22 protein-coding genes are annotated in these 23091 nt (G+C 71.3%); 8 read left to right on the top strand and 14 right to left on the bottom strand.

Annotated elements, in window-relative coordinates:
• Window positions 1–85: 85 nt before the first annotated feature.
• The 5 genes from AC1RTC_RS14300 to AC1RTC_RS14280 form a co-directional block, all read right to left on the bottom strand.
• The gene (locus AC1RTC_RS14300) at window positions 86–403 is read right to left on the bottom strand and encodes a hypothetical protein (RefSeq protein ID WP_493156814.1); all 318 of its coding nucleotides are present in this window, start codon (window positions 401–403) and stop codon (window positions 86–88) included.
• Complete coding sequence (gene fliS, locus AC1RTC_RS14295; protein ID WP_493156812.1) at window positions 396–833, bottom strand: flagellar export chaperone FliS; 438 nt, start codon at window positions 831–833, stop codon at window positions 396–398. The genes AC1RTC_RS14300 and fliS overlap by 8 nt, the downstream gene beginning before the upstream one ends.
• On the bottom strand, window positions 830–2215 hold the full coding sequence (gene fliD / locus AC1RTC_RS14290) for a flagellar filament capping protein FliD (protein WP_493156810.1): 1386 nt from the start codon (window positions 2213–2215) through the stop codon (window positions 830–832). The genes fliS and fliD overlap by 4 nt, the downstream gene beginning before the upstream one ends.
• A 116-nt stretch (window positions 2216–2331) precedes the next feature.
• On the bottom strand, window positions 2332–3480 hold the full coding sequence (locus AC1RTC_RS14285; protein WP_493156808.1) for a flagellin N-terminal helical domain-containing protein: 1149 nt from the start codon (window positions 3478–3480) through the stop codon (window positions 2332–2334).
• A 109-nt stretch (window positions 3481–3589) separates the two neighbouring features.
• Window positions 3590–4411 carry a sigma-70 family RNA polymerase sigma factor gene (locus AC1RTC_RS14280; RefSeq protein ID WP_493156806.1) on the bottom strand — a complete coding sequence of 274 codons (822 nt, stop codon included), beginning with the start codon at window positions 4409–4411 and terminating at the stop codon, window positions 3590–3592.
• Between the two features lie 280 nt (window positions 4412–4691).
• On the opposite strand from AC1RTC_RS14280, the gene AC1RTC_RS14275 reads away from it, so the two are divergent.
• The 4 genes from AC1RTC_RS14275 to AC1RTC_RS14260 are packed head-to-tail and all read left to right on the top strand — an operon-like array spanning window position 4692 to window position 7908.
• Window positions 4692–5231 (top strand): flagellar protein FlgN, encoded by a 540-nt coding sequence (locus AC1RTC_RS14275; RefSeq protein WP_493156804.1) that lies wholly within the window; start codon window positions 4692–4694, stop codon window positions 5229–5231.
• Window positions 5228–6649: a flagellar hook-associated protein FlgK gene (gene flgK, locus AC1RTC_RS14270; RefSeq protein WP_493156802.1), complete on the top strand. Its 1422-nt coding sequence runs from the start codon at window positions 5228–5230 to the stop codon at window positions 6647–6649. The genes AC1RTC_RS14275 and flgK overlap by 4 nt, the downstream gene beginning before the upstream one ends.
• Window positions 6650–6652: 3 nt before the next feature.
• Window positions 6653–7537 carry a flagellar hook-associated protein FlgL gene (gene flgL / locus AC1RTC_RS14265; protein WP_493156800.1) on the top strand — a complete coding sequence of 295 codons (885 nt, stop codon included), beginning with the start codon at window positions 6653–6655 and terminating at the stop codon, window positions 7535–7537.
• Window positions 7534–7908, top strand: a complete 375-nt coding sequence (locus AC1RTC_RS14260; protein WP_493156798.1) for a flagellar assembly protein FliW — start codon at window positions 7534–7536, stop codon at window positions 7906–7908. The genes flgL and AC1RTC_RS14260 overlap by 4 nt, the downstream gene beginning before the upstream one ends.
• Here AC1RTC_RS14260 and AC1RTC_RS14255 read toward each other — a convergent pair.
• Complete coding sequence (locus AC1RTC_RS14255) at window positions 7886–8302, bottom strand: hypothetical protein (RefSeq protein WP_493156796.1); 417 nt, start codon at window positions 8300–8302, stop codon at window positions 7886–7888. The two genes, AC1RTC_RS14260 and AC1RTC_RS14255, sit on opposite strands and share 23 nt — an antisense overlap.
• 184 nt (window positions 8303–8486) lie before the next feature.
• Here AC1RTC_RS14255 and AC1RTC_RS14250 point away from each other — a divergent pair, with 184 nt between their 5' ends.
• From AC1RTC_RS14250 to AC1RTC_RS14240, 3 genes are read left to right on the top strand one after another with little or no spacing between them, the layout of a single operon-like run.
• The gene (locus tag AC1RTC_RS14250; protein WP_493156794.1) at window positions 8487–9149 is read left to right on the top strand and encodes a response regulator transcription factor; all 663 of its coding nucleotides are present in this window, start codon (window positions 8487–8489) and stop codon (window positions 9147–9149) included.
• Window positions 9146–10318: a sensor histidine kinase gene (locus tag AC1RTC_RS14245; RefSeq protein ID WP_493156792.1), complete on the top strand. Its 1173-nt coding sequence runs from the start codon at window positions 9146–9148 to the stop codon at window positions 10316–10318. Before AC1RTC_RS14250 ends, AC1RTC_RS14245 begins: the two co-directional genes overlap by 4 nt.
• Entirely contained in the window at window positions 10315–11298 is a 984-nt protein-coding gene (locus AC1RTC_RS14240) for a DUF8320 family protein (RefSeq protein ID WP_493156791.1), read from the top strand. Before AC1RTC_RS14245 ends, AC1RTC_RS14240 begins: the two co-directional genes overlap by 4 nt.
• Here AC1RTC_RS14240 and eccCa read toward each other — a convergent pair.
• The 8 genes from eccCa to AC1RTC_RS14200 all read right to left on the bottom strand — a co-directional run bounded on the left by eccCa (window position 11295) and on the right by AC1RTC_RS14200 (window position 21497).
• The gene (gene eccCa / locus AC1RTC_RS14235; protein ID WP_493156789.1) at window positions 11295–15266 is read right to left on the bottom strand and encodes a type VII secretion protein EccCa; all 3972 of its coding nucleotides are present in this window, start codon (window positions 15264–15266) and stop codon (window positions 11295–11297) included. The two genes, AC1RTC_RS14240 and eccCa, sit on opposite strands and share 4 nt — an antisense overlap.
• A gap of 2 nt (window positions 15267–15268) precedes the next feature.
• Complete coding sequence (locus AC1RTC_RS14230) at window positions 15269–16546, bottom strand: FHA domain-containing protein (protein WP_493156787.1); 1278 nt, start codon at window positions 16544–16546, stop codon at window positions 15269–15271.
• Entirely contained in the window at window positions 16543–17919 is a 1377-nt protein-coding gene (locus AC1RTC_RS14225) for a hypothetical protein (protein WP_493156785.1), read from the bottom strand. Before AC1RTC_RS14225 ends, AC1RTC_RS14230 begins: the two co-directional genes overlap by 4 nt.
• 5 nt (window positions 17920–17924) lie before the next feature.
• Window positions 17925–19106 carry a hypothetical protein gene (locus AC1RTC_RS14220; protein ID WP_493156784.1) on the bottom strand — a complete coding sequence of 394 codons (1182 nt, stop codon included), beginning with the start codon at window positions 19104–19106 and terminating at the stop codon, window positions 17925–17927.
• A 9-nt stretch (window positions 19107–19115) separates the two neighbouring features.
• A complete protein-coding gene (locus AC1RTC_RS14215; protein ID WP_493156782.1) occupies window positions 19116–20405 on the bottom strand; it encodes a S8 family peptidase in 1290 nt (429 codons plus the stop codon).
• A complete protein-coding gene (locus AC1RTC_RS14210) occupies window positions 20402–20797 on the bottom strand; it encodes a hypothetical protein (RefSeq protein WP_493156780.1) in 396 nt (131 codons plus the stop codon). The genes AC1RTC_RS14215 and AC1RTC_RS14210 overlap by 4 nt, the downstream gene beginning before the upstream one ends.
• 85 nt (window positions 20798–20882) lie before the next feature.
• Window positions 20883–21173, bottom strand: a complete 291-nt coding sequence (locus AC1RTC_RS14205) for a WXG100 family type VII secretion target (protein WP_493156778.1) — start codon at window positions 21171–21173, stop codon at window positions 20883–20885.
• Between the two features lie 12 nt (window positions 21174–21185).
• On the bottom strand, window positions 21186–21497 hold the full coding sequence (locus tag AC1RTC_RS14200) for a WXG100 family type VII secretion target (protein WP_493156777.1): 312 nt from the start codon (window positions 21495–21497) through the stop codon (window positions 21186–21188).
• 254 nt (window positions 21498–21751) lie between these two features.
• Here AC1RTC_RS14200 and eccD point away from each other — a divergent pair, with 254 nt between their 5' ends.
• Window positions 21752–23086, top strand: a complete 1335-nt coding sequence (eccD, locus tag AC1RTC_RS14195) for a type VII secretion integral membrane protein EccD (RefSeq protein ID WP_493156774.1) — start codon at window positions 21752–21754, stop codon at window positions 23084–23086.
• Window positions 23087–23091 lie beyond the last annotated feature (5 nt).

Below are 23091 nucleotides of genomic sequence, written 5' to 3'. Positions count from 1 at the left end.
TGGCCTGCAGTGGTGAGCTATCCGTGCTCTGTTGTACCTATCGGCGACTTCGTCAGCGCCGTTAGCAAATTTCTAAAGTTGAGCTTTAACCTTCGACGTCGAGGTACGCCGGCCGCTGCCCGCGGGCGGGCTCCGCCGCCTTCACCGCCGACAGGTGCTCGCCCGTCCGCCGGCGCGCCTCCTCGAGGGCCTCGATGGCCTCGCGCTGCTGCCCGATGAGCTCGCGGACCGCGTTGGCGTACTCGTCGGGGAGGGGCCCGACGATCGTGGGGGGTGACCAGTCTGCTGAGGCTATCCGGCCGCCATCGTCGAGCACCTCCCCCGACTTCAGTCTGGCGAGATCACTCTCGAGCTCGCCCAGGATCAGGCGCCAGGAGGCGTTGATCTCCTCGCGATCAGGCAAAGCCCAGGTCTCCGGAGGAGCGGACGTGCGCCGCCGCGGCCTGGTCGGCGACCATCGCGGCCGCCTCGTGCCATGTCTGGCGCAGCGGCTCCATGATCGTGATGACCTCGCGCGTGCGCTCGATCGAGTGCTCGACGTTGGCGCTCACGAGCTTGGTCGACGAGAACAGGTAGATCGCGAGCAGGTTCTGACCGCCGTCCCAGCGCTCGACGTCCAGCGTGCCCGCGAGCTCGGCGACGATGTCCTGCGCGTGGATGAGGTAGCCGGATGCCCGGTTCCAGTCCTGCTCGGACTGGGCGGCCTCCGCGCGCTGCAGGTCGAGCAGGAGCCTGTCGAACAGCATCGTGAGAAGCCGGTTGGGCGACGCCGAGAGGATCGCGTCCTGGTTGTACTGTGCCCGCGCAAGCCGCGGGTCGTGGGTCATAGTCATGCGTTGCTTCCCGTGCTGAGGCCGGCCAGTTGCGACGTGAGCCAGTTGGACTGCGCTTGGAGGTTGCTGAGGGACACTTCGAGGGCCGAGTAGGTGCGCTCGAGCCCCGCGCGCTGGGAGGCGAGGCGCACATCCCAGCTGTCGATCTGGTCGCCGAGGGACTTGAGCGAGGACTGCTGGCCCGTGATCACCTGGGTGATCGAGCCCGTGTACTGGTTAGAGGCGGCGTCCGCGGCGGTCGCCACTCGGTCGGAGATGGTCTGGAGCATCGCCTGCGTGCCGGCGGGGTCCTTGGCGAGCGCCGCAGAGAACTTGGCCGAGTCGTAGGTGACGCCGCCGTCCTTCGTGATCGTGATGCCGATCTCGGAGGGCGACCTGCCGTTCACAGGTGCGGTGGCGGCCGTCATGATGCGCGCGTTGACGTCGCGCGCCGTGGAGTTGCCCGTGAAGACCCCGGCCGACGTCGTCGCGGACCCCGTGGAGTCGGTGCCCTTCGTGACAGTGGACTTGCTCGCGATGAAGTTGAACACCGACGTGAGGTTCGCCACCAGGTTCTCGGCGAGCTTGCCGACCGCCGCCGTGTCCTTCGCGACAGTCACCGAGACGGGCAAGGCCTCGACCTTGGAGACCGTGACGCTCACGCCGGGCAGGATGTCGCTGAAGGTGTTCGAGGCGGAAGTGATGACCTGCTCGGCGGCAGTGCCCGCCCACAGGGTCACGGAGGCGTTGCTCGCAGACTGCACAGTCGCGGCGCCGGTCTCGGTGAGCAGGTTGGGGGCGGTGCCCGCGGTCACTTCGGCGGCCGTGCCGCGGAAGACCTGGAATGCACCGTCGGTGCCGGTCGCGGATGAGCTCAGCTGGAGGCGGTAGAGCGGGTCGGTGCCGTTGCTGCCGGCCGCGACGCGGGAGGCCTTGACACCGGCGGACGACGCGTTGATGGCGTCCGCGATGTCCGACATCGCGGTGGAGGCCGCGGTCAGCTCGACCTTCGTGCCGTCGGCCTTGACGACAGTGAAGGTGGCGGGGCTGTCTGGCCACTGCGACATCGCGGCGGTGACCGAGACCTGGGCCTTGGCGACGGCGGTGACGCTCAGGTCGATCTGGCCGGGAGCTGCACTCGTACCGGCGGTGACGGTCACGCTCGGAGCGCTGGAGCTGGCCGTGAAGAGGTTGGCGGCGGTCGGGAGGGCCGTGGCCTTCGCGTACGACGCGAGGGAGGCGACAGAGGTGTTGAGGCTCTGGAAGGCACTCACGAGGGTCTGGGTGGTGCTGACTTTGTTCTTGAGCAGCGTCTGCGGCTGAGCCTCGACGCTCATGAGCTTGTTGATGAGGTCAGTGGTGTTGAGGCCGCTGATGAGCCCGTCGATCGCTAGCGATCCCATGGTGTCCTCTCCTGCTCGGGAAGCCACCCGCCGGGGTGACGGTGGAGGGCTCGAGAGCCTTCCACCGCCACCACCGGAGGATGTGCGTTAGTTCAGTTCAGTTGGTGCGACTGTGACTAGCGCAGGAGCTGCAGGATTCCAGAGGTGCTCTGGTTGGCCTGGGCCAGCATCGCGGTACCAGCCTGCTGCAGGATGTTGGCACGCGTGTACTTGACCATCTCCTCCGCCATGTCCGTGTCGCGGATGCGCGATCCGGCCGCCGACAGGTTCTCCTTCGAGACTGCCAGGTTGCGGATGACGCTCTCGAAGCGGTTCTGCTGAGCACCGAGGTCGGCACGAGCCGTGGAGACCTGGGTGATGCGGGCGTCGAGAGCCGTGATGGCGGCCGCAGCCGACGTCGCGGTGGTGAAGTTGAGCACGCCGCCGGCGACAGCCGAGCTGGTGCCGGTACCGGTACCGGACGAGGCGTCCGTGCCCGCCGTCGAGCCACCGACGACAGCGCCGCCCGAGAACGCGCTCACGACGAGCTGGTTGTTCTGGTTGACGCTCGCGTTGAGCTTCGACTTGAAGCCGGTGTCGGCGTTGAGGGCGTTCGCGACCTCCTGGACCGTCTTGTAGGTACCAGCGGCGCCGAGGGTCGCGGTGACCGTCGTGTCGGTGGTGCCGTCCGTGATGGTGAACGCCTGGGCGCCGGTCACGTCGGTCGGGGTGAGCACGTCGAACTTCGCGCCAGCGCCACCGGTGGTGAGGCCCGCGGCCAGACCGGCGATGTTGGTGAGGTTGACGGAGATGCGGCTCGCCGCGTCGCCGTTCGCGCCCACCTGGAAGCTCAGCGCCGACGAGGAGCCGTCGAGGAGCTTGGTGCCGTTGAAGTCCGTGCCGGCGGCGATACGGCCGAGCTCGGTCGTGAGCGCGGACACCTCAGTGGTGATCGCGGCGCGCGAGGTCGAGTTGTTCGAGTCGTTGCCGGCCTGGACAGCCAGGTCGCGCATGCGCTGCAGGATCGTGTGGACCTCGGAGAGCGAGCCTTCAGCGGTCTGGATGACCGAGATGCCGTCCTGCGCGTTGCGGGACGCGACCGTGAGGCCGCCGACCTGCGACTTGAGGCCCTCAGAGATCGCGAGGCCTGCCGCGTCATCCGCTGCGCGGTTGATGCGAAGACCGCTGGAGAGCTTCTCCAGCGACTTGGACAGGTCGTTCTGCGTGTTCGTGAGGTTGCGGTACGAGTTGTTCGCCGCGATGTTGGTGTTGATTGACATACCCATGGTGATTTCCTCCGTGATGTGGGCTTGTAGAACCGGTCCATCCGTGGTCCGGCACTGTTGACATTCGGTTGTTGGTTGGCGGTGGTTAGTGTTCGACCCGAAAGGGGGGTCAGGACACCGCGGACTCCGCCCAGCCCGTGTCCATGAGGCCGTCGACCATTCCGGCCTTGGCGTACTCGGCGACGCGGGCCAGGTAGGCCGCGCGGCGCACAGGTGCAATGCGGGACTCGGCGGCGGCCTGGGCCGCGCGATCGTCCTCGGAGTAGTGGGTGGTGAGGCCGTCACGGATGAGGCGCACGGCCTCTGAGCGCTTCTGCGAGACCGCGGAGTGGGTGAATCCCAGCTCCTCGGCGATCTCCTTGACGGAGCGCTCCTCGAAGTAGATCTGCTCGATGATGTACCGCATGTCCTCGGGCAGGGCCGCGACGGACGAGCGGACGAACACGGTGCGCTCCTGTGTGATCACCGTCTCCTCGGGGGTCGAGTTGTCCGCGATCAGGAGGTCGGTGTTGATCTCGTCGAGGGTGCTGATGGTGCGCGAGGCGTCGGTGAGGGCATCCGTCGCCTCTTTGCGGTCCACGCCGAGAGTGGAGGCGATCTCGTCGACGGTGGGGACGCGGCCGAGCGAGGCCGTCAGGGTCTCCTGAACCGCGAGGGTCTCCCGGATGCGGCGGCGGGCGCTGCGGGTCGCCCAGTCGTCGGTGCGCATGGTGTCGGCGAAGGAGCCGATGATGCGGCGGCGGGCGAACGCGCCGAAGGGGACGCCGAGGCTGGGGTCGAAGGCATCGGCCGAGGTGACGAGGGCCAGGGCGCCGGCGGCCGCGAGGTCGTCGCGGGAGAGGTGCGTCGCGCGCGCGCAGAGGTCGCGGACGAGGTATCCCACCAAGGGCAGATTCTCAACGACAAGCGCGTTGCGTTGGTCTCGATTCACCGAGTGCTCCCCAGAAGTCACCGATATGCAGGCACGGTCCACAAAGGGTCCGTTTGGTAATTTCGTCGGGTTCGCTGGTGAGGAGTGCGGGTGCCTGGGTAAGCCCTCACCGGTGACAGTTCACAATCTTGGGGGTTCGTCCACCCCCCTCGCACCCCCCACAACGGGTCCGCGTGTCGTCTCGGACAGTCACCTATGTGAGGTGATATATCAATTCCCACTAACGGGATGCGAAATGCTGCCGACAGTTCTCTGTATGCCCACTCGAACGCTCTCTGCGATGATCGATACGGAGAGGGTCAGCCCCGAGCAGCCGGAAGGAGACCGCTCACGCATGGGAGCCCATGAACTGTCAGCGCTCCTGTGGCGCGAACGCGAGATGCTCGAACTCCTGATGTTCAAGCTCGAGGAGGAGCAGCTCCTCCTCAGCGCGGGCCGCACCCGCTGGCTCCCCTTCGCCACGCGCGAGGTCGAGCAGGTCTTGGGCCGCCTGCGCCAGTCCGCCCTGGAGCGCTCCCTCGAAGTCGCCGGGGTCGCCGCCGAGTGGGGCACGAGCGAGGATGCCACGCTGAAGGAGATCATCAGCCACGCCCCCTCCGCCGCCTGGAAGGAGACGTTCACATCGCACCTCCAGGCGCTCAACGAGCTCGCCGGCGGGATCGCGGCGCTCCGCGACAGCAACCTGCAGTTCCTCAGGGCCGCCTCGCGCTCCACCCAGGAGACGCTCGCGCACATCGTGACCGATAGCGGCACCTACGACGCGACGGGCGCCGCCGACATCCCGAGCCCGCGGGCACGGCTCTTGGACAACGAGGCATGAGCACCTTCGGCGGGCTCAGCACCGCCTACACCGGCCTCGCCGCGGCGCGCGCCGGCATCGACACGGTCGGGCAGAACATCGCCAACGTCAACACCGAGGGCTACACGCGCCAGCGGGTATCCCAGTCGGCCAACGGCTCGCTCGCCGGCATCGGCCCGCTCGACACCCTCTTCCGCGGCGGCACCGGCGTCACCGTCGACCAGATCCAGCGGCTCGGCAACGCCCTGCTCGAGAGCCGCAGCCGCACCGCGTCGGCGTCGAGCGGCTACGCCGAGATGAGCGCGACAGTCATGGACTCGATCGAGGGCGCACTGCACGAGCCCGGCGACAGCGGGCTCGCGAGCGTGCTCCACGACTTCTGGGCGTCGTGGCAGAACGTGGCCAACCACGCCGGCGAGCCGTCGGCCGCCGGTGTGCTGCTCGAGGCCGCGAACAAGCTCGCCGGCCGCGTCGCGCAGGGCTACTCCGACGCGGTCAACACGTTCAACACCACGCACAGCCAGGCGCAGGGCATGGTCACGCAGGTCAACGCGATAGCCACGCAGGTCGCGGCGCTCAACGACCAGATCCGCCAGGCGACCGCCGCCGGCCAGTCGCCCAACGAGATGCTCGACCAGCGCGCGCGCCTCACCACGACACTCGCGAACCTCACCGGGGCGACCGTGGTCGACCGGGCCGACGGCTCGGCCGACGTCCTCGTCGGCGGCAACCCGCTCGTCACCGGCAGCAAGACGCACACGCTCCTGCTCACCGGCGCGGAGCAGCTCGGCGACGCCAACAGCAGCCCCGTGCAGCTCGAGTGGGCGAACCGGCCCGGCGAGTCAGCCGCCATCTCCGGCGGCGCGCTGGCGGCGGCCGTCGCTGCGATGGGCCCCGGCACCGCGACATCCGGCGGCAGCATCGTCTCCGCCGCGGAGAACTACAACGCGCTCGCGACGCAGATCGCCGCACAGGTCAACGCCATCCACTCGACGGGCTCGACGACCACGGGCACCACCGGCCTCAGCTTCTTCACGTTCACCGCGGGACGGCCCGCGGCGCTCGGCCTCACCGTCATCCCGACCGACTCCTCCGGCATCGCCGCCGGCGCCCCGGGCACCGGCGCGCTCGACGGCAGCATGGCGGACAAGATCGCGGCGCTCGGCACCTCGGCGACCGGGCCGGATGCCACGTGGTCCGACTTCGTCGTGAAGGTGGGCATCGAGAGCCGCCGCGCCTCCGACCAGGCGACAACGGCGACGCGCGCCGCGGCATCCGCCACATCGAAGCTCATGTCGGAGACTGGTGTCGACATGGACGAGGAGACGACCAACCTCATCACCTACCAGCACGCCTACCAGGGTGCTGCACGGGTGATGACGGCCATCGACGAGATGCTCGACACGCTCATCAATCGCACCGGACTCGTGGGGAGATAACCGATGGTCGCGAGAATCACCAGCCAGATGCTCATGCACACGGCGCAGGCGAACCTCCAGCTGTCGATGTCGACGCTGGCGAAGCTGCAGAACCAGGCGGGCACGCAGAAGCAGATCTCCAAGCCATCCGACGACCCGGCCGGCGCGGGCGAGTCGATGCGGATCCGCGCCGACCAGCGCGCCCTGAGCCAGTACGGCACGAACATCAGCGACGGGCTCGCCTGGCTCGGCACCGCCGACGACGCGCTCTCCGCGGCCACCGACACCATGCAGACGGTCCGCGACCTCGTCGTGCAGGGGGCGAACTCCGGCTCGCTCAACCCGGCGTCGCGCGAGGCGATCGCGACGCAGCTCGACTCCCTCAAAGCGTCGTTGCTGGCCACGGCCAACACCAAGTACGCCGGCCGCTCGATCTTCGCGGGCAACTCGGACGCGGGCGAGGCCTTCACCGCCGCCTATGCGAGCACGGCGGTCGCGGGCAGCTCCGTCGAGCGCCGGATCAGCCCGACCGCAACGGTGCGCATCGACGTGGACGGCACCGCGGCGTTCGGCGACGGCGCCACGTCGGTGTTCGCCCTCATCGACCAGATCTCGACCGACCTGCGGGCCGGCACCGACGTCAGCACGCACCTGACTGCCGTTGACGGGGCCATCTCGTCCATACTGGGTGAGCAGTCCCGTGTCGGATCTCGGTACGGGCAGCTCGAGACGACCAAGGAGCTCAACATGGCGCAGTCCGGCTCACTGGAGAGCCAGCGGGCCGACGTGGAGGACGTTGACCTCAGCAAGGTCATCCTGGAGCTGAAGACGCAGGAAGTCGCCTACCAGACCGCCCTCGCGGTCACGTCGCGCGCCCTGCAGCCCACGCTCATGTCGTTCCTCTCATGACCGGGCTCGTCACGTTCATCGCTCCGCCGCCCGGTCTGTCGCCGCTCGTCGACTTCGACCTGGAGCCCGTCGCCGAGGCCGACGGCCTGTACACGCTCCGCTCGCTGGATGCCCCGGACATCCGCCTGTACGTCATCGACGCCCCGGTGTACCTCCCCGACTACAACCCGGAGATGAGCGTCCAGCATCTCGAGTCGATCGGAGCGACCGAGACCTCGGAGGTGCGGGTGCTCGTCGTGACGACGCTCAGCGACACGGGGCCGTCGGCGAACCTCATGGCCCCGATCCTCATGCACGCCACGAGCGGCGAGGCCACCCAGGTGATCCTCGACGGCGACGACTGGCCGCTCAGGATGCAGCTGGGCGCCTGAGCTCCCACTCGCCGAGCTCGACCTGGCCGGTCAGGTAGGCCTGGAGCCGGTCGGTGAGGCACTGGTCGAGCACGTCCTGGATGTCGGCCGCGTAGCGCGCGAGCGTGTCCGCGACGGCCTGGCGGGCCACTGCGGGGGCGGATGCCGCATCCCACTCGCACTCCTCGCAATAGGAGTCCTGCACGTCGGCGATCGCGGTGCGCAGGGAGACGACGAGCGAGTGGATGACGTCGTGCGGCCAGGCGCCGATATCGACCGCGCAGGCCAGGGCGGACTCGGCGCACTCGATGCACACACCCTCGAAGCCCTCGCCCGGCGGCTCCCACTCGGAGACGATCGTGTACCAGGCGTACAGCTTCGTTGTCACGTGGTCGTCGATGGCGAGCGCTTGCATCGGGTCTCCATGGTCTGGTGAGGCACGTCGGGTTAGTCGAATACTCCCAGTGCGGGACCGCGGCGGGCAGTAGTCACTTTCCATGACACCCATTAGGGGGACAGGACGGTCTGTTTGCCAAAGACGGTCGGGAGATGGCAGTCTCGGGGTTACCCGCAGCGTTCATCGATGGAGGCCCGTGCCCGTGGTTACCGGTCGTCCGAGCGCGCACCCCGTCCGTCTGGCCCACGTCGACGACCACGAGACGGTGCGCCTGGGGTTCGCGTCGCTCATTGCGAGCGAGGCCGACCTGGTGATCGTGGCGGGCGGCGAGACGGTCGACGACATCCTCCCCGAACTCGGCGGCATCGACCTTGTCGTGCTCGACATCCGGCTCTCCGACGGCTCGACGATCGCCCACAACCTGGGCGTGCTGCACGAGCGGGGAGCGCGCGTGCTCGCCTTCACAGCGGCCGACGACCCGTCCGACCTGCGCGCGGCCTCGAGGGCGGGTGTGCTGGGGATCGTCCGCAAGTCCGACTCCCGCGAGGCGATCCTCGACGCCGTGCGCCGGACCGCCGGGGGCGAGGCGATCGCGACCACCGAGTGGGCGGCGGCGCTCGACTCCGACCCCGACCTCGCGTCGGCCCGGCTGAGCCCGAAGGAGCAGGAGGTTCTCGCGCTGTACGCCTCCGGCGAGAAGTCCCTCACGGTGGCGAGCCGTGCGGGCCTCTCGGGCAGCACCGTGTCGGAGTACATCCGGCGGATCCGCTCGAAGTACGCGATGGCGGGCCGGCCCGCCCACACGAAGATCGACCTCTACAAGCGCGCGGTCGAGGACCGCCTGCTGCCCAGGCCGGAGAAGTGAGCACCGAGGCACTCGCCGAGACCCGGGTCGTGCGCACCATCGTCGTGCTGCTCGGGATCGCGGTCGCGATCTATGCGGGCCTCAGCCTGGCGACGATCCTCGACCAGTCGCGCTTCGTCGACCCGCTGTGGACCACCGCCGTCGCACTGGTGATGTTCGGCGTGCCCACCGTGCTCGCCGTGGTGTCGGGCGTCGTGTCGCTGCACGCGATGCGGGTGGTCCTGGGTGTCTACGCGATCGCCTTCATGGTCGCGGTCGCGCTGTGGGTCCCCGCGATGCGCGGTGAGCCGATGCCCCTCCACCTGTCGCCCTGGCCCCTCGGGATCACGAGCATCGGCACCGTGCCCGCGGCCCTCGCGTGGCGGCCGTCGCTCGCGTGGCTCGCCGTCGGTGCCAACGCCCTGCTCCTGGCGGGGGTGCGCTTCGTGGCGGCAGGCGAGGTGGACCTCACCGAGTCGCTGCAGGACGGCGTGTTCAGCATCGCGTTCAGCTCGATCTTCACGGTCGTCACGATCGTCGCGGTGCGCAGCGCGCGCGACCTCGACGCAGCAGCCGCCACCGCCCGGGCGAGCGCGGCGGGTGCCGCCTCCGTGGCGGCGCGGCTGCACGAGCAGGCGCGGCTGGACGCCCTCGTGCACGACGAGCTCATGACCGCGCTGTACTACGCGACGACGGACCGCGGAGAGCTCACCGGCTCCGTTCGAAAGCAGGCCGCGAAGGCCCTCGACGAGCTCGCGCGACTGGACGCCGCCCTGGACGACGAGCCCCCGGTCGACCCCGCGGAGCTCGCCACCCGCCTGCGCGCCGTACTCCTCGACCTGTCGAGCGGGCTCAGGATCGCCACCGACGTCCGACGCGAGGCGCCTATCCCCGCCGCGGTCGCGGACGCCTTCGCGGAGGGCGCCACCGAGGCGCTGCGCAACAGCCTGCGGCACGCCGGCGGTCCGGGCGTCGGCCGCTCGGTGGCGATCAGGCTCACCGCGAACGGCGCGCGGGTGGTGGTGCGCGACGACGGCGCCGGCTTCGACCCGGCTGCGGTCGACCCCTACCGGCTGGGGGTGCTGGTGAGCATCCGGGGCAGGCTCAACGCCGTGGACGGCGGGTCTGCGGAGGTGTCGTCAGCTCCCGGCAAGGGGACGACGGTGACCCTCGGCTGGCGGGACTCGTGACCCCGCGGACGCCCCACCTCGTGAGCCTCACGGGAACCGGGGCCCAGCTGTTCACATGGATGTACTTCGCGGCGACCGCCGTGCTCGCGCTGTGGAGCATCTCCGACTCGACGCGCCCCGCCGTGGTCTTCGTCGTGCTCGCCCTGTACGCGGCGGTGGGCGTCGCGATGGGCCTCGACAAGGGCGAGCCGCTGCGCCTCCCGGTGGCGCTCGTCGTCGTCATCGTCGCGCCCGCCTCCGTGGTCCTCGTGGCGTGGCAGCTCGTTCCCGGCGGCTACACGGCGTGGTACGTGGGCGCCGCCACGGCGATGCTGTTCTTCCTCAACCTGCGCGGGCGGATCGTGCTTGCCTGGGTCGGGTGCGCGCTCCTGGTCGGGACGCTCCTGGTGTGGGGAGCGACCACCCCGGTGGGCATCGCGGACGCCGCGTTCACCGCCACCCGCCAGGCCGGCATCGTGGCGGTCGGCACCCTCACCGCGCTCGCTCTGCAGCGCACGAGCGGCCGGATCCGCGAGCTCGTCGCCGAGGCATCCGTGCGCGGGGCCGCGGAGGCCGCCGGCCTGGCCGTCGCGGACGAGCGCACCACCCGCCTCGCGGAACTCCGCAGCTCGGTGGTGCCGCTGCTGCAGCGCATCGCGAGCGGCGCCCCGATCACCCCCGAGGACCGCAGCACCTTCGCGGTCGCCGAGGCCGATCTGCGCGACAGCCTCCGGGCGCGCGGACTGCGGGTTCCCGCGATCATGGACGCGGCGCGCGCGGCACGGCTGCGCGGCGTGGACGTCGTGCTGCTCGACGACAGCGACGGCGCCCTCGACCAGGCAGACATCGAGGAGTTCGTGCGGATGGTCGCCCGGGCGCTCACCGCCGCGACGGACGGCCGGGTGACGGCGCGCCTGCTCCCCCCGGGCAGGCCGGTGCTGGGCACCCTGGTCGCCGACGGGTCGACCTACCGCCAGGAGGAGCTGCTGCGCCGGGCCTAGGGCGTCTCGAACGTCGGCGGCACCCAGGCGAGCTGCGCCGCGAAGTACCCGAGGTCGCGGCTGACCACCTGGGCGCGGCCCGGCACGGCCGGCTGCGGCTTCACCTTGCCGATGAGCGCCCCCTCCTCGGGATTGCCGCTGAGCAGGATGCCCGTCGTGTCGAGGTCGGTGAACTGCCTGATGATCGGGTCGCTGAAGGCGACGCGCGAGGCTCCACCGCTGCGCCTGGCGACGATCAGGTGGAGCCCGAGATCCCCGGCCTGGGCGAGCAGGGGTGCCAGCGGCGCGAGAGGGTTTCCCTGCGAGTTCGCCACGAGGTCGTAGTCGTCGACGAGGATGAACCCCTCCTTGCCCTCCCACCACGACTTGGCCCGCAGCTGCTCCGCCGTGACATTCGCGCCGGGGATGCGCTCCTTGAAGAACCTCGCAAGCTCGGTCATCACGGCCGACGCCTTCTCGAACTCCGTGGAGTACGAGCCGAGGTACTCCGTCGGCACCTCGTCGAGGAGCGCGCGGCGGTAGTCGACGATCTGGATCTTCGCCTCGTCGGGCGTGTAGACCCGCATGATCTCGCGCGCGACCGCCCGCAGCACCGACGACTTGCCGGAGCCCGCGTCCCCGTACAGGTACAGGTGCGGCTCCAGGTCGGGATCGATGCCGAACGGCTGGAGGTTGGCCTCGTCGACGCCGAGCATGAGCTTCCGGATGCCCGGGGTGGTGCTCGCGAGAACCTCGCGGAGCTCGATCCGCTCCGGCAGCAGCCGCAGCTTCGGCCCGGGCCGGCCCGTCCAGGCCGCGGTCACGCGCGCGACGAGGTCGTCCACGCCCGTGGCCAGCGAGGCCGCGTCGCCGGAGCTGTCGATGCGCGGCAGCGCGGTGAGCACGTGCAGCTTGCTCGGGCTCAGGCCGCGTCCCGGGGCGGACGCCGGAACGTTGGCCGCGGCCTTGCGGTCGACCTCGGAATCGGAGGGGTCGCCGAGGCGCAGCTCGATGCGCGTGCCGATGAGGTCTTTGAGGTTGGCGCGCACATCCATCCAGCGCGCCGCCGAGATGATCACGTGCACGCCGAAGGTGAGGCCGCGCGCGGCGATCTGCTGGATGGCAGCCTCGAGCGGCTCGAACTCCGCCCGCACGGTCGCCCAGCCGTCCACGACGAGGAACACGTCGCCGTAGCCGTCGTCGACGCGGCCCTCAGCACGGCGTTGGCGGTAGGTCTCGATCGAGTCGATGCCGTTGGTGCGGAAGTACACCTCGCGGGCATCGATGATGCCCTTCACCTCGGCGATCGTGCGGCGCACCACGTCGGGCTCCGACCTCGTGGCCAGGCCGCTCAGATGCGGGAACGCCGTGAGTCCGGCGAAGCTGCCGCCGCCGAAGTCGATGACGTAGAACTGCGCCTCGAGCGGGGTGTGGGCGAGCGAGAGGGCCACCACGGCCGTGCGCAGCAGCGTGCTCTTGCCGCTGCGCGGGGCGCCGATGACGACCATGTGCCCCGCGGCACCGCCCAGTGAGACGGTGAAGCTCTCCCGGCGCTGCTCCAGCGGGATGTCGACGATTCCGAGCGGGATCGTGAAGTCGCCAGCGGTGCGCCACTGCTGCGAGACGAGCCCGAGCGCGGGGTCGACGGCGAGGTCGGGCATGAGCTGGTCGAGCGAGGCGGGAGTCTCGAGCGGCGGCAGCCACACGCGGTGCGCGCGCGGGCCGAAGCCGCTCATCCGCTCCACCGCGATCTCGAACGTGCTGCGCTTCTCCTCCGGCTCCTGCACGGCGGGGGCCTCGGGCTGTGCCTCGACGACGGCCTCGCGCCACACCGGCGCCGCGGAGAAGACCTCGACGGCGGCGGAGGCGTCGGTGCCGCTGTCGGTGCTCGTGACAGCGCGCTTGCGGCGCTTCGGGGGCGCGGAGACGTAGGCGGCGCGGAACTGGGTCATCGTCTCCTGGTCGGACTTGAGGATGCCCGCGCCGGGGTTCTGCGGCAGCGTGTACGCGTCCGGCACGCCGAGCACGGTGCGCGACTCCGCGGCCGAGAACGTGCGCAGGCCGATGCGGTACGACAGGAACGTGTCGAGCCCCCGGAGCCGGCCCTCCTCGAGCCGCTGGGAGGAGAGCAGCAGGTGCACCTGCAGGGAGCGGCCGACGCGGCCGATCTGGAGGAACGTGTCGATGAACTCCGGCTTGGCGGTGAGCATCTCCGAGAACTCGTCGGCGACGATGAGGAGCGCGGGCAGCGGCGCGAGGTCGGTGCGGCCACCGCGGCGGGCCTTCTCGTAGTCGAACACGTTGGCGAAGTTGCCGGCGGAGCGCAGCAGCTCCTGGCGGCGCGTGATCTCGCCCACCAGCGCGTCCTGCATGCGGTCGACGAGGGAGAGCTCCTCACCGAGGTTCGTGATGACGGCCGAGACGTGCGGCATGTCGGCCATGCCCGCGAAGGTCGCGCCGCCCTTGAAGTCGACGAGCACGAAGTTGAGCTGCTCCGGCGAGTGGGTGAGGGCGAGCGAGAGCACGAGGGTGCGCAGCACCTCGGACTTGCCGGAGCCGGTCGCGCCGATGATCAGGCCGTGGGGGCCCATGCCCTGCTGGGCGGCCTCCTTGATGTCGAGGACGATCGGCGACCCGTCGAGCTCCTGCCCGATCGGGACGCGCAGGCGGTCGCGCTCGAGCCTGCCCTGCCACGCGACGGCGAACTCGATGTCGCGCACGTCGGGCAGCCCGAGGAGGTCGACGAGCTCGGCCTGGGCAGTGCTGCCGCCCCCGGTGGTGACCGTCGACTGGGTCGAGTAGAGCGGCATGAGTCGGCGGGCGGTGGCCTCGGACTCCGCGATCGAGACCTGGTCGGGCACGAACGGGCGGGCGGCGCCGGAGAGGGTGACGAGCTCAGCGGCGCGGTCATCCCCGGCCTTCGTCTGCCCGATGGCCACGCGCAGCACCGAGGCGGTCTCGAGTGCGCCCCAGCGGGCGGGAAGGTCGATGACGGTCACGCCGCCGACCCCCTCCTCGGTGATGATCGCGTCGGCGGCCGAGATGCGGGCGCCGTCGGTCACGATGACCACGTGCGGCAGGCGCGCGCTCGACTCGCGGCCGAAGCGCGGGCGCTCGGTCAGGTCGGCGGGCAGGAGGGCCTCGATCTCGGCCGCGTCGGAGCCGATCATGCGCGCGGCGCCGATGCCGTCGTTGACGCGTCGGGAGTGGGTGTGGGGCAGCCACTTCGCCCACTCCCACTGTGCCAGCACGGCGTCGTCGGCGATGATCGCCACCTGCACGGCCTCGGGGTCGTGCAGGGTCGTGATGTTCAGGAGCAGGGCGCGAACGAGGGAGCGGACCTGGTCCTCGTCGCCGGTGACCTCGAGGCGCGCGAAGTCGCGCAGCTCGACGGCGAGCGGGAGGTTCTTCTGCACCTCGTGGCTGACCATGAAGCGGTGGGCCGCCGAGGCGGCGACCGGGTCGAGCTGGGCCAGCGGCGGCAGCTCCGGCGGCTCGAGCTCGACGCACAGCGGCTGGTCGCTCGTGCCCACGCGCACGCTGAGGAAGTCCGGGTCCTCGGTGGCGCGCTCCCACACCCGGGTGCGCTCCTCGGCGATGAAGGTCAGGGCCGCCGGCGCGGGGTTCAGCCAGTTCGCGGCCCGGCGCTGCTGCTTGCCCGCGACGCGGACGGTCTGGCGCAGCTCGGTGAGGTACGCGAGGTAGTCCCGGCGGGCCGCGAGCACGCCGGCCTGCCGCTGCGCGCGCTGCCGCCAGCCGTTGACCGCGACGAAGCCGAGCGACGACACGAGGAACATGCCGCCCGTGAGCAGGCCGGTCGGGTTCGCGTTGGTGACGGTGACCATGACGATCGCGCCGACGCTGCCGAGCATGGGCAGCATCGAGCTCAGCAGGTTGCCGCCGCCGTCGCTCGGCGCCAGCTCCGGCGGCGCCTGCACGGCGATCTTGCCCGTCGGCACGCGCGGCGGCGCCATCCTCGTCCCCGCCACGGCTACTGCCCTCCCAGGAGGACGCTCACGGTGAAGACCCGGTTGCCGATGCGCACGCGCGTGCCCTCCTCGAGCGGGGTGCGGACGTTGGGCGTGAGCGGGATGACGTCTCCTTCATCGGTGAGCAGGTCGGTGCCGTTGGTGGAGCCGAAGTCGGTGACCCAGGTACTGCCCCTCGAGTGCTCGAGCCGGGCGTGCGTCTTCGACACTGTCGACTCGTGCTCGCGCACCACGATGAGGCGGTCGCCGGGCTCCGAGGCCGCCGGGCTGCGGCCGAGGTTGATGGCGACCGGGGTCGCGAGCTCCTCGCGCTGTCCGCTGTCGAACACGAGGAGGAGGGTCGCCGTGGCACCCTCCTTGCGCACCGTCGCCTGCACCTCGGGCGCGAGCGCCACCGGCTCGGGCATCGGCGCGACCACCACCGCCTCGGCGCCGCGGGCCCCGGTCTGGGACGCGCTCGCCGACGCCTCGTCGACGGCCGCGTGGCGGGCGGACATGCTCACTACCTGCGGCGCGGCGAGGACGATCGGGGCGTCCGACACCCCGTAGTCCAGCTGCACTCCGGGAGCCGGCTGGGCGTAGGCGGCGACGCGCACCGGGACGCTGCGACTGCGGCGGGGCACGGCGACGACCTGGGTCCTGGCCGCGCGGTCCGCCCAGCTCCGGGCGCGCACGTCCCTGCCCCCGGACGCCGCGACCACCCAGGCGCCGATACCGGCGACGAGGAATCCCGCCGCCGTGACGAGCCCGCGCAGTAGCGTGCGGCCGGTGCCGGCGGAGTAGGGCGCGTCCTCCCGCGAGAGCCGCAGGCGGAGCAGGGCGTTGCCGGGGCTGGCGCCCGTGCGGGCCTGGAGCACCCAGAGGATCACGACGGACTCGAGCAGGGCGAGCCCCGCGAGAACGGCACTGCCGGTCAGGATGCCCGTGCCGACCACCACGAGGGCGACGAGCACCACGTCGATGGTGAAGGCGGCGACCTGCGCGCCGACGCCCGCCGCGCTGCCCGAGAAGTGCGGGTCGAGGGCGATGCGGGTGCGGCCGACGTGCGGCGCCGCGGTGGCCACGGTGGCCACGGCAGCGGGCGCGGGGGTCGCGGACGCGATCGGCGCCGTGCCGGCGGCCGGCACTCCCGGAGGAACCACGAACTGCACGGGGGCGGCCTGCAGCGGCACACCGCACCACAGGCAGCGCTCAGCGCCCTGCTGGAGGGGCTGGCGGCAGTTCCAGCAGGTCGCGGCTCCGCCGGGCACTACGGGGGCCACAGGGGGCACGGAGCTCATGAGGCCATCACCCCGCGGAGGAAGGACAGGATGTCCGACGCGAGCAGCGCGGCCGGGAAGGCGAGGGCCACCGCGAACGACTCGAGGATGTCCGCCATCCGCGACCAGACGAGCGAGCTCGCGCCGCGGCCGATCGGGACTATCAGGGCCGCCGCGACCACGCCGATGAGCAGGAGCGCGGAGGCCGCGAGCAGAAGTACGACCACTCCGAAGGCGCCACTGACGGCCAGGGTCACTTCCAGCAGCACGACCGCTGCGGCGGCGCGCGGCACCCAGCGCAGCACGGGCGACGCGTTGTGGCGGGGCGCCAGCACGAGCGCCACGACCAGGGCCACGAGGAAGGCGGCGGTGCCGCCGAGCGCCCAGGGGTTGCCCACGAGGGGCGCGGTCAGGGCGAGGGGCACGGTCACGACGGGCAGGACACTGAGGAGCACGGTACCGGCGAGCAGCCGTGCGGAGGACTCGTTGACGATCTCGCGCACCGCGGCCATCGATACCGTGTCGGGCGTCTCGGGAATCGCGCCCCGGACGGTCCACCGGTTGCTCATGAAGTGCCGGTAGTCGATGTGGTAGCCCTCCTGCACGTTCACGAGGGTAGTGGGCAGGAAGCGCAGAGCGGGAGCCACGGCGCCCGCCGAGACTGCGGCGGCGGCGGGCATCCCCCAGCCGGCGAGGAGGGTGAGGCCCCAGACGGCGGCGAGCACCAGCAGGATGATCGTCGCGGTGCCGGCCGCGCTGCGGAGCCGGCCGCCGTTCACGGTGGCGGTGAGGAGGGCGGCGACGACCCCGGCCGCGAGGAGTCCGGTGACGACTGCGAGGTGGTCGCCCGCCACGAGCTGCTTGGGGATGACGAGCACTCCGGCCGCGAACGCCAGGGCGAGCGGCGCGAGCATGGCGAGGCCCTCTGCCGTGGCATCCCGTCGCCGGCGGACCGCCCAGGCCAGCGCGGATGCCGCGGCGCCGAGCCCCACGAGCAGGCCGGCGACGACCTCGCCGGGGCCGCTGCCGAAGACCGTTCCCGCCGGCGCGAGCAGTGCTCCGGCCGACAGCAGCACGGCGACAGTGCCCAGCAGCCACCAGAGCGCGCCGCGCGCGTGCTCGACGCCCTCGACCGCGGTCGCGGCATCCTGCGCCCGGCCGACCTGGTGGAGGTCGACGATCGCGAACAGCGCGCCGTCCTGCAGGTCGGCGCCGCTCGCGCCCAGGCGCGCCTCGTTGCCCGTGCGGTCGAGCACGACCTGGTGGCCGTGCTGGATCGTATAGCCGAGCCCGGTCAGCGCGTCGCCGAGTGTCTCATCGAGCGGGATCGCGACGTCGATGCGCCGGTCGGCGCTCATGAGGGCGATCTTGCGCCGTTCCGTGGTTGCCGCCACGAAGGTCAGCTGTCACGGCCGCCCGCGTCGGCAGCAGCCGACCGGGGGCCGATCTCTTCGTCGTCCTCGAGCTTGGGGGCGATCAGCCCGCCGAGTCCGGAGCGCTTCTCCTTCTCGGGCGCGCCGCCGCCGGCACCGCCGCCGCCCATGACGCTCGCGCCGCCGCGGCCGCCTGCGCCCGCCGCGCTGCTTCCGGATGCCGCACCCGCGCCCGCGCTGCCCACGCCGCTGCCCGCGCTGCCGGAGAGCCCGGAGCCCAGTCGGGCCCCCGCCGCTCCCGCACCCGCGCCGGCAGCTCCGCCGCCCATTCCGCCGCCCGCGCCCATTCCCATGCGCGCGGCCGCGGCGAGTCCCGCGGCGCCGGCCGCGCCGCCCAGGCCGGGCACGATTCCGCCTCCGCCGCCGATACCGGGAGTGGGAACGGTGCCGGTGCCGGGGGTGGGGTAGCCGGTCCAGGGCGGGGTTCCCGTCCCGGTGCCCGGAATGGTGCCGCCGGTCAGCGGGTCGTCGACGGAGGGGGCGCGCCCGCCGGGGCCCTCGAGACCGGGCGACGGGGTCCAAGGGCGGTAGGACGGCCCCGAGCCGCCGGTGCCGGGGCCGCCGGGCCCGCCCGTGGGGCCGGTCGGAGCGGGTTGCGGCACCTCGATCGGCGGAGCACCGGTGCCGTGGGGGTCGGGCATCAGGGCGGAGAGCTGGGCGGTGGTGTCCCGGAGCTCTGCGCGGTGGCGGTCGAGGTTGCGCTCGAGCTCGTCGAGGGCGTCGCGCGCCACCTGCTCGCGCTGTGCGGCGAGGAGGCTGGCGATCTTGCCCACGGCGCCGTTGATCGGGAAGTCCATGCCCATGAAGTGCACCGAGGTGCCGACGGCGTTCAGCACCGAGCTCGGCACGGCCGACGCGGGCAGTCCGTGGAGGCGGTCGATCGCGACATCCACCGCACTGTTCGCCTTGCCCACCGCAGCCTCGATCTTGAGGGTCAGCTCGCCGACCTTGCCGTAGACGGCCATCATGTCCGCGAGCTGGGCCTTGCCCGCTGCCGCGGTCTCGCCCTTCCACCCCGTCGAGTTCGTCAGCAGGGCGTTGATGGCCTTCGACATGCCGTCGAGGGTCTCGCGCATGGTCGCGAAGTTCGGCACCTCGAACTTGCTGGCGCTGGCGATGGACTCGAGTTCCTGTTCGTTGCTGGTCATGGCGGCTCCTTACCTTGGCCCGGCTGACGAGCGCGACCGGCGGGTCGCGAGGATGACGATGAGCACGATGAGGCCGATCAGCACGAGCAGGCCGATCGCGCCCCCGACGATGATGGGCACCCACGGGACGGACGACCCGGCGCTGCCCGGATCCGTCGGCGCGTCGGTCGGCGCGGCGGAGCCGGTGCTGTCGGCGATCGACGGGAGGTTGCCGTCGTCGGTCAGGAGGGGGTTCTCGTCCGGGTACTGGGCGGGGTCGTTCTCGAGCATGTGCGTGGCGGACGCGATGCCATAGCCGATCGAGTCGTCGTGGATGAGCTCGTGGTCGTCGACCCCGGTGTTGCGGATCAGGCTCTGGATGAGCTGGTTGCCCGTCGCGTCGGGGTACTTCTGCAGCACGAGGGCGAGGAATCCCGCGACGGCGGGGGTGGCGAGGGAGGTTCCGTTCTGCAGTGCCTGGTCCGTCCAGGCGCCTCCGGGCACCCCCTGGGTGAGGATGCCGACGCCCGGGCCCGCCACGGTGGCCCACGGGAACGCGGTCCGCGCTCCGGTATCCGGGTCCTTCTGGGCCTCGCCGGTCGCCTCGACGGCCTGGACGGCGACGACGCCGTTCGCCGCACTCGGCCAGAGCGCGAGCTGGCCGAAGCCGGTGTTGGGGAGCGCGCCGAGCACGACGACGCCCTCGCGGTGCGCGCGGGCGACGGCGGCCGAGAGGTCCACGGAGCCGTTGACCGCGAGAGAGACGGAGATGATGTCGGCGCCCGCGTCGATCGCCGCGTTGATGTCGGCGGCGAGCGCGGTCTCGATCGTGGCCGGGCCGGGGCAGGTAGTGCCCTCCTCGGCGGTGGCGCCCTGGTAGGAGACGGCGTAGTAGAGCACTCTCGCGCCCGGGGCGACGCCGGTCACGCCGGTCTGGCCGTCGTAGCCCTCGCCGGTGCCGGAGAGCACCGAGGCGACGTCCGTGCCGTGGGCGGCGTTGAGGAGGCCGTCAAGGTCTGCCGAGGTCGAGGCGAGCGGGGTGCCCGAGTCGTCGAGGCACTGCGACGGCTCCTGCACCTCGACCCTGGAGCCGGCGAGCGCCGGGACGTCGGTGTTGATCGGCGAGTCCATGACGGCGATCGTCACGCCTTCGCCGGTGAGGCCGGAGGAGTGGAGGTCGTTGATGTGGAACGCGTCGAGGTACCACTGGCCGGTCGAGACGTCGTCGGCCGTGGCGGGGCCCGCGACGAGGACGGGTACGACGAGGAGGGGCAGCGCCGCGAGTGCGGCGAGCCAGCGCGAGGACTTCCGGGCGGTCACCCGATCTGCCCTGCGGGATTCGAGCCGGTGCTCGTCGACTTGGTAGAGCTGGCGCCCGCACCGGTACCGGGCACATCGGCCTGGTCGATGAACCGGGCGATCGCCTTCGCCTCGTCGGCGAGCGATGCGTCGGCCTCCACGGCGGCGGCGAGTACCTCGTGCAGGGTGTCGTGCACGTTCCTGAGGTTGGCGTAGTACATGTCGAGCGCCTTGCCGAAGCTCAGCGCCGACATCTTGAGCTCCATGCGGAACGAGGTCGCGGCGTTCACACTGCCCGCGCCGGGCCCGTGGACCTCCGCCACTTCGGCTCCGCTCAGGCCGTCAGCGGCGACGATGAGCCGCTTGACGTACGCCCGAAGCTCGTCGAACTCCCACGCGATGTCATTCGCCATGTGCCCCACCCCTTCATTGCACGGGCCGATCCACGACTCTCGCCCGGCGGGCACGGGGCCGGCCGGGCGAGAGTTCGTCGTTGAACTACTGGAAGCGTGCGGCGGAGCGCTTGTCGCTCGCGTCGTACGTGTTCGCGATCTCGCCGGTCTTCTGCCCGATCGTAGTCAGGATCTGCTGCATCTCGGCAGCCGCCTTGTCCCACTTGCGCTGGGCGTCGGTGTAGCTGCCCTGAGCCTCACCGCTCCACTGGCCGAGGAGGGTCGAGACCTTGCTCTCGAGCCCGTCGAGGGCACTGCGGATCTTGTTGGCGTGCGAGGCCATGTCCGCGCTCAGGCGCTGGACCTCTGCCGTCTTGACGGAATAGCTGTCAACCATCGTCGTTCCCCCTTAGCCCATCAGCGAGCCGAGGCCCGCGATCGTCGACTGGTGCTCTTCGTCCACAGCGGACTGGTCCTTCTCGGTGCCGCGCAGCGACGCCTCGAGCGTGTCGAGCACGTTGTTCATCGTGGTGACCTTCTCGTTCCAGTTCGCCATCATCGAGGCGAAGCTGGCAGCCGACGGGCCGGTCCAGAATCCGCGGAGCTCGGCGATGTCGGATTCGACAGCCTTGATCTCCGCCTTGATGGCCGAGTGCGCTTCGTTTACCGCATCCGCGCCCTTGAGTACCGCACCTGCTTCGGCGCCCTGTGTTTCCGCCATGCTTCACCCCTCTTTGTCTGGTCCTCAGTTGACACACTGCCCCCGCGACGTGTCGCGACGGTCCGGTCATCCTGCCATCTGAGAAAGATGACGGATGATCTCAAACTAGGGCACGGATGCCCGCCACGCAACATAACGGTGAGCAGTCCTCATTGCTGCGCGCGTGACGGCACGACTTCGTCGATCGCGTTAACTAGACTGAGCACAACTCACCGCCCGGCCGCAGGCCAGGGCGCCCGGATCCGAGGAATCAGATGAGCCAGTCCGTCGCCACCGCCGCACTCGTGCGCCTCTCGATCGTGAGCGAAGGGCGCCGCCTCGACGTCGGCGTTCCCACTCAGGTGCCGCTGGTCGAGCTGCTGCCCGGCTTCGCCCGCAGCCTCGGCGTGCTCGACCCCACCCTCGCCCACGGGGGCTATGCGCTGCACAGGGCGGACGGCACGATCCTCGACCCGGCGCGCGGCGCGGGCAGCCAGGGCCTGCGAGACGGCGAGCTCCTCACCCTCGTGCGCGGCGGGCTGATCGTCGAGCCCCGCATCTACGACGACGTCGTCGAGGCCGTCATCGACGCCACCTCCGAGCAGCACACCCCCTGGACGCCGCGCGACAACGCGCGCACCGCCCTCGCCGTGAGCCTCACCTTCCTCGGGCTGTGCGCGGTGCTCCTGGTGAGCGCCGGCTCCGCCTTCCTGGTCGGCGCGATCATCGCGGGCGGGGCCGCGATCGTGCTCCTCGCCACGTCTACCGTGCTCGCCCGGGTCGGCCAGCGCGAGGCGGGCCTCGGGCTCGGCCTCGCGGCGGCCCTGTTCGGCGGTATCGGCGGGTACCTCGCCGTGCCGGTCGAGCAGATGTGGGGCTGGCCCCTCGCGGCGGGCGGCCTCGGCGCGCTCATCGTCGGCGCTGCCGCCCTCGCACTCACCCGCACCGGCCGCGAGCTGCACCTCGTGCCCGTCGCCTTCGGATTCGTCATCGGCGTGACCTCGACCGTCGCGGCGCTGGTCGCGCCCGGCAGCCCGGCGCCGTACGCCATCATGATCGCCGTAGTGGGCTCGCTCGCGAACGGGCTGCCGTGGCTCGCGCTCAGCTCCACGCGCATCCGGGTGATCTCGCCGCAGAGCGACATCGACGTGATCGCCAACCCCGAGCCCATCGACGCGGACGACGTCAAGCGGCGTGCAGCGGCCGGGCAGCGCATCCTCACGTCGCTGCGGGTCGCCCTCGGGCTCACGATCCTGCTCGCCACCCCGCTCGTCGCCGCCTCGGGCGCCCTGGGCACGGCGCTGTGCGCGCTCGCCTTCGTCGGGATGATGTTCCAGTCCCGGCAGGTCTACGGGCGGCTCGGCGTGCTCGTCGTCATGGTCATGGGCGCCGTCGGCCTCGCCGTGACGGGTCTCACGGCCTCCGCGGCCCTGCCCGAGCTGCGGGCGGCGCTCCTGGTCATCCTGCTCGTCGCCACCGCCCTGCTGGTCGGCCTCACGCTGCTCAGCCCGAGGGCGCGACTGCGACTGGCCCGCGTGGCCGACACCGCCGAGGTCCTCGTGCTCGCCTCCCTCCTGCCGCTCGGCGTGCTCGCCTCCGGACTGGTCTAGCGCGC

It is taken from the genome of Rhodoglobus sp. GW821-FHT12B09, from assembly GCF_058809925.1.
This window is presented reverse-complemented; position numbering and strand designations above follow the sequence as displayed.